Source organism: Desulfofundulus thermosubterraneus DSM 16057 (assembly GCF_900142025.1).
In the GTDB taxonomy this organism is placed as follows: domain Bacteria; phylum Bacillota; class Desulfotomaculia; order Desulfotomaculales; family Desulfovirgulaceae; genus Desulfofundulus; species Desulfofundulus thermosubterraneus.
Genome location: NZ_FQZM01000003.1, coordinates 134369 through 148034 on the forward strand (window position 1 = coordinate 134369; position 13666 = coordinate 148034).

At 54.5% G+C, this 13666-nt stretch carries 13 protein-coding genes and 1 riboswitch; of the genes, 5 read left to right on the plus strand and 8 right to left on the minus strand.

Going from position 1 to position 13666, the window contains the following annotated elements:
• Positions 1–15 precede the first annotated feature (15 nt).
• The 3 genes from BUA65_RS00705 to BUA65_RS00715 form a co-directional block, all read right to left on the minus strand.
• The gene (locus BUA65_RS00705) at positions 16–2100 is read right to left on the minus strand and encodes a molybdopterin-dependent oxidoreductase (protein WP_072866842.1); all 2085 of its coding nucleotides are present in this window, start codon (positions 2098–2100) and stop codon (positions 16–18) included.
• 87 nt (positions 2101–2187) lie between these two features.
• The gene (locus BUA65_RS00710) at positions 2188–2727 is read right to left on the minus strand and encodes a hypothetical protein (RefSeq protein ID WP_072866843.1); all 540 of its coding nucleotides are present in this window, start codon (positions 2725–2727) and stop codon (positions 2188–2190) included.
• Between the two features lie 88 nt (positions 2728–2815).
• On the minus strand, positions 2816–4027 hold the full coding sequence (locus tag BUA65_RS00715) for a sulfite exporter TauE/SafE family protein (RefSeq protein WP_072866844.1): 1212 nt from the start codon (positions 4025–4027) through the stop codon (positions 2816–2818).
• A 502-nt stretch (positions 4028–4529) separates the two neighbouring features.
• On the opposite strand from BUA65_RS00715, the gene BUA65_RS00720 reads away from it, so the two are divergent.
• On the plus strand, positions 4530–5198 hold the full coding sequence (locus BUA65_RS00720; protein ID WP_072866845.1) for a Crp/Fnr family transcriptional regulator: 669 nt from the start codon (positions 4530–4532) through the stop codon (positions 5196–5198).
• Positions 5199–5441: 243 nt separating this feature from the next.
• Positions 5442–5948, plus strand: coding sequence for a 4Fe-4S dicluster domain-containing protein (locus BUA65_RS00725; RefSeq protein WP_072866846.1), 507 nt, complete (start codon positions 5442–5444; stop codon positions 5946–5948).
• Between the two features lie 44 nt (positions 5949–5992).
• Here BUA65_RS00725 and BUA65_RS00730 read toward each other — a convergent pair whose 3' ends face one another.
• Together BUA65_RS00730 and BUA65_RS00735 are read right to left on the minus strand one after the other, a co-directional pair.
• Positions 5993–6514, minus strand: a complete 522-nt coding sequence (locus BUA65_RS00730; RefSeq protein ID WP_072866847.1) for a nitroreductase family protein — start codon at positions 6512–6514, stop codon at positions 5993–5995.
• Between the two features lie 141 nt (positions 6515–6655).
• Entirely contained in the window at positions 6656–7090 is a 435-nt protein-coding gene (locus BUA65_RS00735; protein WP_072866848.1) for a universal stress protein, read from the minus strand.
• A gap of 210 nt (positions 7091–7300) precedes the next feature.
• A riboswitch (cyclic di-GMP riboswitch) is annotated at positions 7301–7390 on the plus strand.
• A 153-nt stretch (positions 7391–7543) separates the two neighbouring features.
• On the opposite strand from BUA65_RS00735, the gene BUA65_RS00740 reads away from it, so the two are divergent.
• The 3 genes from BUA65_RS00740 (at position 7544) to BUA65_RS00750 (ending at position 10988) form a co-directional block, all read left to right on the plus strand.
• Positions 7544–8935, plus strand: coding sequence for an ArsB/NhaD family transporter (locus tag BUA65_RS00740; RefSeq protein WP_114281435.1), 1392 nt, complete (start codon positions 7544–7546; stop codon positions 8933–8935).
• 60 nt (positions 8936–8995) lie between these two features.
• Entirely contained in the window at positions 8996–9664 is a 669-nt protein-coding gene (gene deoC, locus BUA65_RS00745) for a deoxyribose-phosphate aldolase (RefSeq protein WP_072866850.1), read from the plus strand.
• Between the two features lie 115 nt (positions 9665–9779).
• Positions 9780–10988 (plus strand): glycosyltransferase, encoded by a 1209-nt coding sequence (locus tag BUA65_RS00750; protein WP_072866851.1) that lies wholly within the window; start codon positions 9780–9782, stop codon positions 10986–10988.
• Here BUA65_RS00750 and BUA65_RS00755 read toward each other — a convergent pair.
• The 3 genes from BUA65_RS00755 to BUA65_RS00765 form a co-directional block, all read right to left on the minus strand.
• A complete protein-coding gene (locus tag BUA65_RS00755; protein ID WP_072866852.1) occupies positions 10960–11727 on the minus strand; it encodes an ABC transporter permease in 768 nt (255 codons plus the stop codon). The genes BUA65_RS00750 and BUA65_RS00755 overlap by 29 nt on opposite strands.
• A 6-nt stretch (positions 11728–11733) precedes the next feature.
• The gene (locus BUA65_RS00760) at positions 11734–12510 is read right to left on the minus strand and encodes an ABC transporter ATP-binding protein (RefSeq protein WP_072866853.1); all 777 of its coding nucleotides are present in this window, start codon (positions 12508–12510) and stop codon (positions 11734–11736) included.
• Positions 12511–13076: 566 nt separating this feature from the next.
• The gene (locus BUA65_RS00765; RefSeq protein ID WP_072866854.1) at positions 13077–13643 is read right to left on the minus strand and encodes a CBS domain-containing protein; all 567 of its coding nucleotides are present in this window, start codon (positions 13641–13643) and stop codon (positions 13077–13079) included.
• Positions 13644–13666 lie beyond the last annotated feature (23 nt).

Sequence of the window (13666 nt, forward strand, 5' to 3'; positions counted from 1 at the left end):
TGACCCCCCAATAAATCACTTGATTGGCCTGATAGTAACGAAGACATGCTGCAAAGCCGGACTGCCACCCACCATGTCGGTGATGTTCTCCTGCAACAGGGCGTCCATAGCCCCTTTGCCGTAACACCTGGACTGCACGGGTACCTTGTGACCGAAACCGTGCAGCATGAAAACCGCCTCGGGGTGGATGAGGTCCGTGACAAACGCACGGATGGTATCCCGGCCCCGGGAGGAGATGACTTCTACCATCTGGCCGTTTTTGATACCCAGTTTTGCCGCCTGGCGGGTGTTGATCCACAACACGTTCTCGGGCACCAGCTCGTTTAAGAGCGGGTTGTTTTGTGTGGATACATGGGTATGGGCTGCAGTCCTGCCGATCATCAGGCGGAAATATCCTTCCGGGGGCGCCGGCACGGGCTCGTAAGCCGGGAAAGACGGGAAGCCGTTTTTCTCCAGGAGGCTGGACACAAACTCGATTTTGCCGGAGGGTGTCTTCAGCTTGATCCCGTCCTTGCGGTCCCAGTAAATAGCTTCATCGCTGAGGGAAACGAAGCCCTTTTCATCAAAGTCGCTGACGCTGATGCCGGTCCCCTGCAACTGGTAAGCCCACAGGTCTTCCAGGGTCTGATAGGGGAAGTACTGGCCGATGCCCAGCCGGTCGGCCAAGGACTTCATGATCTCCCATCCAGGCCTGGTGTCGTAACGGGGGGACACCGCGGGCCTGCGCAGGAACAGGGCAGGCTTCAAGCCGTTTGCCTCCTGGATGGAGTCTCCCCTTTCCAGGTAGATGGATTCGGGCAGGACGACGTCAGAGTACCAGGCCGTTTCGCTGAACTGGATATCTATGGTAACGACGAGGTCGAGCTTTTCCAGGGCACGTCTAGTGTATTCGTAGTCAGGTATGGAAAGCAACGGGTTGAAGCGCCAAACAAGTAACGCCTTGACCGGGTAGGGGTCTTCTTCCAGTATGGCCTTGGGCAGCATCTGCACCACCCCGTGGGCCGGGTCGGGCAAAGGCAGCCTGGGGGTGCCCACGCCGTCGCATCTTTCTTCGGTTACCCTGGGCAGGTCCTGATCCGTTAGTTTATTGAGGGGTTTCTTACCCGCATCCTTGGCGCCTTTCTTGAAGAAGAGTCCTCCGGGAGCTTCAATGCTACCCATGAGGGCGTTCAACATGATAATGGATCTTCTGAAGTAGATTTCGTTCAGGTAATGGGAGCACCGGTAACCGTAGTGGAATACCACCGCCGGCTTGGCCTCGCTGGCTTCCCGGGCCAGGGAGACAATTTCGTAAGCGGGAATGCCGGTCTCCTTTTCCGCCCATTCCGGGGTGTAGGGCTCGACGAATTGCTGCAGTTCCTTCAAGCCAAGGACCCAGCGGTTAACATATTCCTTGTCGTACAGGCCTTCCTTTAAGATGACGTGCATCAGGGCATAGTTCAGGGCCAGATCCGTTCCTGGCCGGATCATGAGGTATTTGTGAGCTTTGGTGGCCGTAACGCTTACCCGCGGGTCGATGTAAGTGAGTTTGGTCCCGCTGTCAAGGGCCTGCATCAGTTGCTTGACCGGCTTGAGTTCCAAAGATTCAAAAATATTGCGGCCGTAAAGGATCACGTGCTTGGCTTTGCCCAGGTCCACGCCCACCTGACCGTCGGTATATCCGGTCAGAGTCCGGAAGGCGGTGTTCAGGGAGCCCTTGCAGCAGGAGTCGTGGGTGAAGTAATTGGGGGAACCCAGGGCCTTCATAAAGGTTTTGCTGATATGGGAGTTGAGGTGAGCCCTTTCAGTCAGGGCGATGCTCCGCCCGCCGTATTTTTCTTTCACCTCGGCAAGTTTTGCCGCCACGTAGTCCAGCGCTTCCTCCCAGGACGCTTCCCGCCATTGACCGGAACCCCTGGGACCGGTGCGGATCAAAGGCCTTTTCAGCCTTTCTTCGTCGTTGAGAAGACTGACCCCGGCAGCCCCTTTCGGGCAGATGCTCCCTTCAATGCCGGCAACGTGGGGGTTGCCTTCAATCAGCTTGACGTCGTCATTTTCCACCATCACTTTAATGGGACACCTTACCGTGCACATCAGGCAAATGCTGTAGACACTTTCCATAAGGGAAGCCTCCATAAACAAGTTTTTCAAGTGATTTACAGATGGTTTACTTTGCCGCTGCCAGCGGCAGGGATTATATATAAAAACCTAGCTTTTGCCGGAATTTTCTTCGTAAGCCATCAGCATCCGGTGTATGCCCCGGAAATAGGGGAGCCGGTTTTTCACCCGGCCGAAAAACATGCGGGCCAGGATGTAACAGATAATAAAGGTAAAGACATAATTTACAGCCAGGCCGGTAAAGGGTATGGGGAAGCCGATGCCGGCAAAACGCTGCTGCATCCAGGCAAGGGCAAAGAAAGCGGGCCACAGGGCGGCTGCCGACAGGCCAAACATGTTGAAGAAAGCCCGGCCAAAGGCGTCGTTGGCCTCTTTGTTGCAGGCGTCATAGCTCTTCTTATCCCCCATTTTTAAAGCAGCCAGGGATAGCTGCTGCAGATCCGCCAGTCGGGTATTCAGCCGGTCAAGGTGGTTTTTGTTCACCAGAAAGACTACGGAGATGGTGAATTCCCCGATGACCACCGCCAGGAGTGCCACCAGGAATGTCCCCAAAAAATAATCAAAAACCGGATGGCCGCTGATTTTGTAAAAAATGATCAGGACCTGATCCACCAGTTCCCAAAGGCCCATACTTCAAGCCCCCGTTTATTCAGGTAGTTGCTCCAGGTTCCCCGGGAACAACCCGGGGAACCTGGTCCGGGTATCAGCAAAGCGAATCTTACATCGGCACCCAGGCTTTCCCGAAGAATCCCTTGCTGAAGTAACCAAGGCCCACGTACAAGGCGAGAACGACAAACAATCTCTTCAGCCAGATGTCCGGGATATATTTCTGGGTGCGCGGACCAATCATGGAACCGATAAATACGCCGATCAACTCCACGCCGATCATGCCCCAATCCATGGCGGCACCGGCTACGGTGATGTAGGTGGTGATACTGGTCATCATACTCACCAGAACGGCCATGGCCGAGGTGCCGGCCACCACAAACATGGGCAGGCCGACGATACTGGTCAGGTAAGGTACGTACAAAAAGCCGCCGCCCACGCCAAGGAAGGCTGAAATGGCTGCTATCACAACGCCGCCGACGAAAGCCCAGATGGGGTTGAACTGGAACTCCACACCGAAGAAGGAAAACTTAATGTTGGTAAGACTCCACTGGGTAACGGTGATCCCCTGGGAGGCTTCGTCTTTCTTTTCCTTGATGCTCTGCTCAAAGGCTTTGGCCGCTTCTTTGGCCGCCTTCTTGCTCGCCTGCCCCCGGGGGGTCGTTTCATATAAAAGAACGCCGCCCACCACAAAGACAAAGAGTCCGAACCATCCCTGGTACTGGCTGAAGCTGACCTTGCCGCCGGTCAAAGCGGGAATGGCCACAGCCCCCACAATGGAACCCAATCCCAGGGCAAGGCCCAGGGGCCAGGCCAGGCGCTTGGCTTTCAGGTAGTTGATGGTGCTCAGGAGAGACGACAGGCCTACCAGCCACTGGTTGGAGGTACGGATACTGTCGGTAAGCAACTTGTTGAATTGAGGCGCAGTCTTCTTAAAAGGTTTGACGAAATCGCCAAGGCCGTAAACGGTCATGTGGCCTACTCCAGCCATAATGCCGCCGAAAGCACCCACAGTGGAGAAGATCCAGCCCACCCAGACAGCCCACAGGATAGCCACCAGGTAGTTGATCTTGGGTGCTCCGGGAATGCCGAAGGCTCCCCTGGGCGCATCGGGATCGATCTGCCCCTTACCCGTGCCCAGCGGGGCTTTAGCTATGGCTTCGCCCAGTTTTCCTTTCAAGCCGAGGTCACTGCCTACCAGCTGCACTTGACCATTTTTTGCCCCGTCTTGTTGCGCTCCCACGCCGCTGGCGCCTAAAGCCAGAACGGCCAGCATCAACAGCAGGGTGGCCAGGGCAATTTTATTGATAATCCCCTTTTTCATTTAATCCTCCCCCGTAATTTATGATGATGAAGAAAACTCTTATAAGTTCACGTACCTATTAAAACCCAAAATGCTACCAAGGTATCGGTTGACAATCACACATGAACATGGGCATAAAAAAACGGTCAAATTTTACCGTGGATCACCTCCCTCTTAATCATGTGTCACGTAAAAATTCACCTCCCCAAAACCAAAAGGATTAAACAAGACATACTTCATGTGTTATAACTAAATATAATCTATGTAATAACATGTTAATGTCAGGTGTATGACATTCGAACAGTCATCTTGGCGACAGTGTAATGTCATGCTTCCGACATTTTTCAATTGTTCAGGCTGCCCGCAACCACCATTGACAGGGATGAAGAAGGGAGAATATAATAGGTAGTAAACGTATTAACTTTCCCTCTGGCGTTTTGGGCAGATGTTGCATAATAGTTCCAAGAATTTTCTAATAAGTTGGTTGTGAATAAACCCTTTCTTACCGGGAGGGATAGACGGCATGTCACTACCGCACCTGGAAATAGCGGCACTAAATGAAGTGGAAAGGGCAATTATTCGTCAGGCGGGATTCACGGTGCACTACCCGAAGGGGCACGTCATTTTTGCCGCCGGCGATCCGGCCGACCGGGTATACCTGGTGGAAAGCGGGTGGGTAAAAATCTACCGCTTGAACGCAGACGGCCGCCGGGTTACCGTGGGCAGTATCCGCAGCCCCGGGGAACTGATGGGCCTGGCGGAAGCCCTGTGGGGAGGGGAACGCACCTGTTTTGCCGGTGCCATCAGCAACGTCAGCCTGGTGGTTCTACGCAAGAACAAATTTGAAGAGCTAATGGGTGCCCATCCTTTTCTGGCGATTAAAGTTGCCAAGTTACTGGGAGTACGCATGCGGGAAGCGGAACAGATTATCCACGAGATGGTCTGCTGGCAAGCTCCCGGGCGACTGGCCCTGGCCCTGTTAAAAATGGGCGAGCGCTGCGGCGTGGAAACTAAAAACGGCATAAAACTGGGCGTGCAGCTTACCCACGAGGAACTGGCCAATATGGTGGGTGCCTCCCGGCAAACGGTAACTTCCCTTTTGAACACCTTCAAGCAGGAAAAAAGTATTGCTTACGAGGGCAGGACTATTAACATCGTGGATCCGGACAAGCTGGCCCGGTGGATTATGTAAACACACTGTTCAGGTAAAGGCTGTTGCGATCTTTAACAAACCCCGTTTCCGGGGTTTTTTTTGTGCGCTTGACAATACAAAATACCCATCAAAAAAAATAATATTTTTGAGAAGGTTTTCTAATGAAGTTATCGAACTATAGTCAAATAAACCGCCGGGGGGAAACATCGGTTGCGTCAGGAGGGCAGCCTGGCGTTACAGCGTGTCTTTGACCTTGGTAAGAAGATAGAAAGGAGTTAACCGATGAGCCGTTACTATTTGTATCAGGACGAAAAGAAATGCATTTCCTGCCGCACTTGCGAAGTGCAGTGCAAGGTCAGCAAGGGGCTTGGGGTGGGACCCAGGCCAAGTAAGGTTGTTACGGTAGGACCTGTCATCAAAAGCGGTCAAGCAATGGCAACGTATGTTTTGACCGCCTGTCACCACTGCGAGGATCCCTATTGCGTGCAGGCCTGCCCGGTTGGAGCCGTCCAGAAACGTCCCAGTGACGGCATTGTGTTTATCGACCAGGAACTGTGTGTGGGGTGCCAGAGCTGCATTATGGCCTGCCCGTGGGGTGCACCGCAGTGGGATGAAGAAAAAGGGGTAGCTGTTAAATGTGACTACTGCAAAGACCGGATTGATGCCGGGCTCCAGCCGGCATGCGTTACTGCCTGTCCCACCAACAGCCTTCTCTTTGGCCCGGCTGAACACATGCCGTACGTAAAAAGGGTACGTTATGCCCGCAAGAGGTTTGCATGTAATGTATAGCCGCTCTGCATAAAAAGGCAGGCCGGAAAATCCCGGCCGGTGGTCTAAATATAGCTCACAATTTCTTCTAGTTCCCTTCTCTTGGGCCTGCGGGCCGGGTCGTCGGCCGGATAACCCACGGGTATAATGGCCACCGGTATGAGCTCCGGAGGAATATCTAGGCACTCCCTCACCCGTTCCTCGTCAAAAGCGCCCACCCAGCAGGTCCCCAGGCCCAGGGCATTTGCGGTAAGCAGAATATTCTGCACCGCGGCGGCCGTATCCTGAATACAGTAAAGTCGCCGCCCCCGATCCCCGTAAACCCGGGCCGAGCGTTCTGGTTCCGCGCAAACCACAATCACCACAGGGGCCTGGACTATAAACCGTTGATTTAAAGCGGCCTGGGCCAGAGCTTCTTTTTTTTCCTGCCGGGTAACCACGTAAAAAAACCAGGGCTGCAAATTCCCGGCGGATGGAGCCCAGCGGGCCGCTTCCAGGAGTTGGTCAAGTAATGCTTCGGGCAGCGGGTCCGGTTTATAGTGTCTTACGGAATACCGGCTCCTTACCAGGGAGAGTATCGTGGACATGATCAATTTCCCTCCTCATCAAGGTGTTCTTAATATTATACCCGGAACTCTCATCTCGTGTGTTTTCACAACCGCCTTCTTAAGAAATCGCCCTTAATTTTCACCGGTATAAGCCAGGGCTAGTACATATTAATTCTTACTTCACCTGACCACCATTACCGGACAGGGGGCCAGGTGCAGCACTTTATGGCTCACGCTGCCCAGGAAAAGGGACTTGATATCGCCATAACCGCGGCTCCCAATTACGATCAGGTCAAATTGACCATCTGCGGCCACGCGACAGATGGCTTCGGCTGCATCTCCCCGTTCCACTGCCGTGGCTATGGCCTGGCCTTCCGCCAGAAAAATCTCTTGTACGGCAGCAAAGACTTTTTCCGCGCGGGCTTCTATTTCTTGATCCAGCTCTTTTTGCTGAAGCCAGGCACAAACTCCGGGTTCGGGGAAAAGTTTATAGCAGGAAGGCCCCACGTACAAAGCCGTTACTGCAACTTCCGGGTTTAGCTTGTTTAAGCGCAACGCCTGTCCGGCAGCACGCAGTGAATTCTCCGAACCATCCACGGCCAGAAGGATTTTCACAAACCACTACCTCCCCCGAAGACAATCTTTATTGCAGGATCTTCTACGTTCCAGTGGAAAAAACCTGCATTACTAGAAACATAATTAAATTCATAGGGTGACAATATCATAGTCCGGTGACAACATAATTAAATTCATATTGCCTTCACAGGGATTTATGAGCTATAATACTTCATAAAGTATAAAGTAAAAGATAGGAGAATACGGTGCTTACGGGTTGGGCAAACCGGGCGAAAGCCCGGGACGCTAAAGCTATGGGTCTAAGGTCCTTTTCAGGACTATGATCGCCAGGCTGCAACGGTACCGACTGCCGGGGGGGGTAGTCACTTGACTACCCCCCTTTAATTTTGCCTGAAGTTGTTCATATCCTTGTGTCCAGCGGAGGTGGTTTCCTCAAAAGTAGTAAGAACGGATGATTACCGAAACACTATGTAATGAAAGGAGATGAGAAACTTGTCGGCTCAAACGCAAGTTATTTTAGCTACATCCGTCTTTTTACTTACCTATGTTATAATTATTTCGGAAAAGATTCACCGTACCGTGGCCGCCTTTTGCGGTGCCGCGATAGTGATACTGGCTGGCATCATTACCCCGGAACTGGCTGTCCATTACATCGATTGGAACACCATCGGCCTTTTAACGGGGATGATGATTATCGTGGGCGTTACCCGTGAAACAGGGGTCTTTGAGTACCTGGCCATCAAGGCGGCCAAAATGGCCCGGGGGGAGCCCCTGCGAATCCTGGCATCCCTCTCTCTGGTCACGGCTGTACTATCAGCCCTGCTGGACAATGTGACCACGGTACTCCTCATCGTACCCGTTACATTTGCCATCGCCCACAAACTAAAGGTAAGCCCCCTGCCATTCTTAATTTCTGAAATTATCGCTTCCAACATTGGAGGCACAGCTACCCTGATCGGTGACCCGCCCAACATCATGATCGGCAGCGCCGTAGGGCTCGGGTTTATGGATTTTGTGATTAACCTTACCCCGGTGGTGGTTGTAATTTATGTGTTGACCATCTCCATCCTGCGCCTCATTTACCGCCGGGAACTGGTTACAAACCCTGAGAACCAAAAAAGCATCCTGGAGCTAAAAGAATGGGACGAGATTAAAGACGCCTCCTTGCTCAAACCCTGCCTATGGGTTCTGGGGTTAACCATTGCCGGCTTTGCCCTGCACCAGTTCCTGCACCTGGAGAGTTCGGTAATTGCCCTGGCCGGCGCGGCCCTGTTGCTGGTAATCACCCGTTCCGACCCGGAACATGCCCTGCACGCCGTGGAATGGCCGGTTATCTTCTTCTTTATCGGCCTGTTTGCCCTGGTGGGAGCGCTGGAAGAAGTAGGCGTCATTGAAACTATTGCCCATTTTGCCCTGGAGGTTACCGGGGGAGAACTCCTGCCGGCCGGCCTTCTGATTGTCTGGCTTTCGGCCCTGGCCTCGGCCTTTGTGGACAACATCCCCTTTGTAGCGACCATGATTCCTTTAATCCAGGACATGGGCCGCCTGGGGGGTATTGAAAACCTCAACTTTCTGTGGTGGTCCCTTTCCCTGGGAGCCTGTCTGGGTGGCAACGGCACCATCATCGGTGCTTCGGCCAACGTAGTGGTGGTGGGCATGGCTGAAAAGAGGGGTATTCCCATCAGCTTCCTGGGTTTCTTTAAAGTAGCTTTTCCCCTCATGATCCTGTCCATTGTCATTGCCACAGTTTATTTGCTGGCCTGGCTGAAATTTCCGACCACCCTGGTGCTGGTCGCCACGCTGGCAGTAGGGCTGGTTTGGAGCCTGCTTTTAAACCTTCTGCAAAGGCAGGGCAGGAAGGAGTCTTTCGGGCACGGCGGGTAACAACTGATTCCCTGCACCAGTTGCCTGGAGAACAGTAAATTGTACAAGGGGGGTTGGCAGTTGACCAGAAACCAGTTGGCCGCCATGATCGATCATACCCTGCTTAAGCCCACGGCCACCACCCGGGACATCCAGCGGCTTTGTGCCGAAGCAATGGCGGAAGGGTTTGCCGCCGTATGCGTCAATCCCGCGCATGTGGAGTACGCCGCTAAAATACTTGCCGGTTCCACGGTGGCAGTGTGTACGGTGATTGGTTTTCCCCTGGGGGCAACCACGCCATCCGTAAAAAAGAAAGAGGCTGAAGAGGCCATAAATAACGGCGCCAGGGAAGTGGACATGGTCATAAATATCGGCGCCTTGAAGGAAGGAAACCATGATCTCGTCGTGGCCGATATCCGGGGAGTGGTAGAGGCAGTGACCGCCCTTTTGCCCGGTGGGCTGGTCAAGGTGATTATCGAAACGGGCTACTTAAACCACGAGGAGAAAATCACCGCCTGCCGGCTGGTGTGGCAGGCGGGCGCCCACTATGTAAAAACCAGCACCGGTTTCGGCCCGGGCGGGGCCACGGTGGAAGACGTAAGGCTATTGCGGGAAAACCTCCCCCCGGAAATGGGCGTAAAAGCCTCGGGGGGCATTCGTACCACCGGCCAGGCCCTGGCCCTGATCCGGGCCGGGGCCACCAGGCTGGGTACGAGCGCCGGCCCGGCCCTGCTGGCCGGCCTGGAGTAAGCAAATAACATCGGTGAAATCATTTCCTCCATCTCCGGGCAGGTGGAGGAAAAAATTTTTTCCGGGCGAATATACTAAGGGTTTTAGGAAAAACTGCAGAGGAAGAGGGTTATTTATGGCCGGTATCAGGGATTATCAGGCTGTTGCTGGTGAACAACTCATTGAAGAAATTTACGAGCTGGCCCGGCAGCTCAAGGGGTGCAGGGTTCAACACATCAATTCCACCTTTACCGGCGGCGGGGTGGCGGAAATTTTAAAACGCCTCGTACCCATGATGCAGGAAGCGGGCTTAGAGGTGCGCTGGGACGTCATTAAGGGGAATGAGGAATTTTTCCGGGTGACCAAAACCTTCCATAACGCCTTTCACGGCGTACCCGTGCAAATAACGCCAGCCATGCTGGACACCTACCGCCGGATATCCCGGGAGAACTACGACCTGGTAGACCCCCGGGCCAACTTTGTCATTCTCCACGACCAGCAGCCCCTGGGCCTGGCCGAAATCCGTCCCGGCCACCCCGGCCGCTGGCTGTGGTACTGCCACATTGACCCGGTAGACGTAGACCGGGAGGTGTGGGATTTCCTGAGCCCCTGGGCAAGGAGTTGTGACGCCGCCATCTACCATATCCCGGCCTATGCCCGGAATCTGGGTCACCGGCAATACATCATGCCCCCAGCCATCGACCCCCTGGCGGAGAAAAACCGGGAGGTAACGCCCGGTGAGATTGCCGCGGTTATGGAACGGCTGGGCATACCGGCTGACCTGCCCCTGGTGGTGCAAATTTCCCGGTTTGACCGCCTCAAAGACCCGTTGGGGGTTGTGCAGGCCTTCCGCCTGGTGCGGCAGGAAGTACCGTGCCGCCTGGTGCTGGCGGGGGGCGGAGCCTCCGACGACCCCGAGGGCATCCAGGTGCTCCAGGAAGTGCGGCAAGAAGCCGCCCATGACCCGGACATCTTTATCCTGGAGCTCCCCCCCACCAGCGATCTGGAAATTAATATACTGCAACGGGTTGCCGCAGTGGTGGTCCAGAAGTCGGTACGAGAGGGTTTCGGGCTGACCGTAACCGAGGCCATGTGGAAATCCCGCCCGGTGGTAGCTTCCCCCGTAGGCGGCATTACGGTGCAGATAATTCACGGACAGACCGGGCTGGCCGCCGCCACCACCGGAGAAATGGCCCGGGCGGTGGTCAGAATATTGCGCGATCCCTCCCTGGCAGAAAAACTGGGGCAAAACGCCAGGGAACACGTGAAAAAGAACTTTATCCTGCCCATTTATCTAAAACGGTGGCTGGAACTGCTCACGGCCGAGCAGAGTTACCCGGTATGATCAGCTGCCCGGCCTGGTTGAAATAAGCCCGGTAAAGGGTAAACCCCAGGGCAATGCTGGAAATGGCCGTGGCGCTGCTGAGCATCAGCATAACCATGATCTGGTACTTAACCGCCAGCAGGGGATCGGCCCCGGCCAGGATGGAGCCGGTCATCATCCCCGGCAGGGTAACTAGCCCCACGGTTTTCATGGAATCAATGGTGGGCAGCATCCCTCCTTTAATGGCCGCCTGCAGCACACCTTCCACCGCCTGCCGGGGAGATGCCCCCAGGGCCAGGGCGGCTTCCACCTCCCGCCTCTGCCGGCGGATATCGGCTTGAAAACGGTTGAGCACCAGGCCGGCAGCCACCATGGCGTTGCCAACGATCATCCCCGCCACCGGAATGACAAAGCGGGGGCTACCCTCGATGATGTGGAGTGAGAGCATCAGTCCCAGGGTAACTACCTCCCCCAGCCCAATGGCCAGGATCACCCGCCAGAATATCCGCGGGATCTTTTTGCCCTTTCCGGCCGCATTGTGGGCGGCTACCAGGGTCATCAGCAGCAATATCCCTGCAGTAAAGTACCAGCGGTCCTGCTTGAACACAAAGGTCAGCACATAACCGATGGCCAGCAACTGCAAAAAGGTGCGGACCGTCCCCACCAGCAAATCCCGCTCCAGGCGCAGCTGCTGCCACAAAGACAAAAGCATGGCCACCAGCACCAGGGCCAGCGTGGACAATAGGGCTGCATCGGTCAAGGGATTTCACCTCTTTTCAGGCCGGCAGCACCCTTGCGGGGGGTACCTGCCCTCCTGGAAGAACTGGCGCACCCAGGGATCGACCTCGCCGCGCATGAGATCTTCTTTCGGGCCACAGGCCGTAAGGCGCCCCTTCTGCATGACGGCCAGTACCTGGGCTACCCGCAGGGCCTGGGCGGCATCGTGGGTTACCCACACCACGGTGAGGGCATTTTCCCGCTGTAGCCGCGTGATTAACAGCTCTATCTCATCCCGGGCCTCCGGGTCCAGGGCTGAAGTAGGTTCGTCCAGCAAAAGGGCCGCCGGCCGGTTGGCCAGTGCCCGGGCTAGGGCAACCCGCTGGGCCTGACCACCGGAAAGACCGCTTACCTCCCGCCGCAAAAACTCGCCGTCCAGCCCGACCTGTTCCAGCAACTCTGCCGGTTCTACGCGCGGGGCCGAGCGGGTAACCCGGGGACCGTAAAGGAGATTTTCTTCTACGGTACCGGGAAAAAGGACCGGGGTTTGAAACAACATGCCCACCTGACGCCGCAGTTCCCGCACGGGATACCTTTCCAGGGGTTTGCCCTGCCAGTAAAGCCTGCCCCGGCTGGGTTCATCCAGACGGTTTAAAAGACGCAGCAGGGAACTTTTACCCGAACCCGACGGCCCCACCAGGGCCGTGATGGCACCCCCGGGAAAATGGGCCGTAACGTCCTCGAGTATGGTGACCAGCTGCCCTTCATCGCCGGCAGCCGTACGCCATACCCGATCCAGAAAAAAACCATCAGCATAGATCGCCACTCACCATCACCAAATCCCCAAAATCTTGAAATCTCGAAACTTCATAAGTTCGTACTATTAAGTTCGTACTATACTTGTAATCTCCTGCCGGTCAAGTCCAGATTATGGTATAAATTCCCTCCGGCAGGTAAGAACATCCCGTTTTAGGCCACGCTTATGAGGTATTGGCATTATAAACTATGGTAAATGTTCAGTAAAACCGCTTTGTGACTATTTGTTCGCACGGCAATATGTTATCGATCTGAAAGCAGAGAACCGTTGAGTGTTGGGCTCAGTCCGGTGTTCCGCCCAGCACTCACTGGCATACCAGGCCTTCGCAAACCGGTGGTATTAATTAAACCTGAAACACCAGGAGTAAAGTAGTATTCTGGTAAGCGCTGGGTCGTTCGCTTAAGGCCAACTACGTGCCTTTGGTTTTAACCATACAATTTCAGTGAACATTAGCCGGCGCTGGCCGGTGAGAGCGAGGAAATCCAGGTGTTATTCGGCGACAAATTTGTAACCCACGCCCCAGATGGTTTTCAAATAGCGGGCTCAAACTACCCCGCATAATCATCCCACCCGCATCATTTCAGGAAATGCAGGATGTCCTTGCGGGCAACAATGCCCACCACCCGATTGTTCTCATCCACCACGGGAATTCTCCCGAAACCGTGTTTGATGATTAATCGAATGGCCTTTTGAATGGGGTCATTAGGGTAGACGGTGGTTACCTTTCTCACCATTATCTCCCCGATGGTATGACCGGTTCTGGGTGCTTTCTTGCGGCCCAGCAGTTGCCGGAGTGTGCCGCCGACAGGCACTGCTGAAAATTGGAAAATAAGATCCGATTCCGTAACAATCCCCACCAGTTTATTCTCCCGGTCAACAACAGGGAGACAATGAATATTCTTTTCCAGTAAAATACGAGCCGCCTCTTCAATGGTGGTATCGGGCGTACAGGTAATCACCGGTACAGTCATTATTTCCCCGATCCACTGTTTGCCTTCAAAGGTACTTTGACGTTTTTCCGCCTGGTCCAGGGTCAAATCGACGATAGTCAGCAAATCCTCCGGAGTTATATCCATCACCTTCCTCGTTTGCTGCAGGGCGGCTTCCACATCCTCCAGTAGGACAACCGGCCTGTTATTCATTCTTTCAACCCCCTCCATTTTGT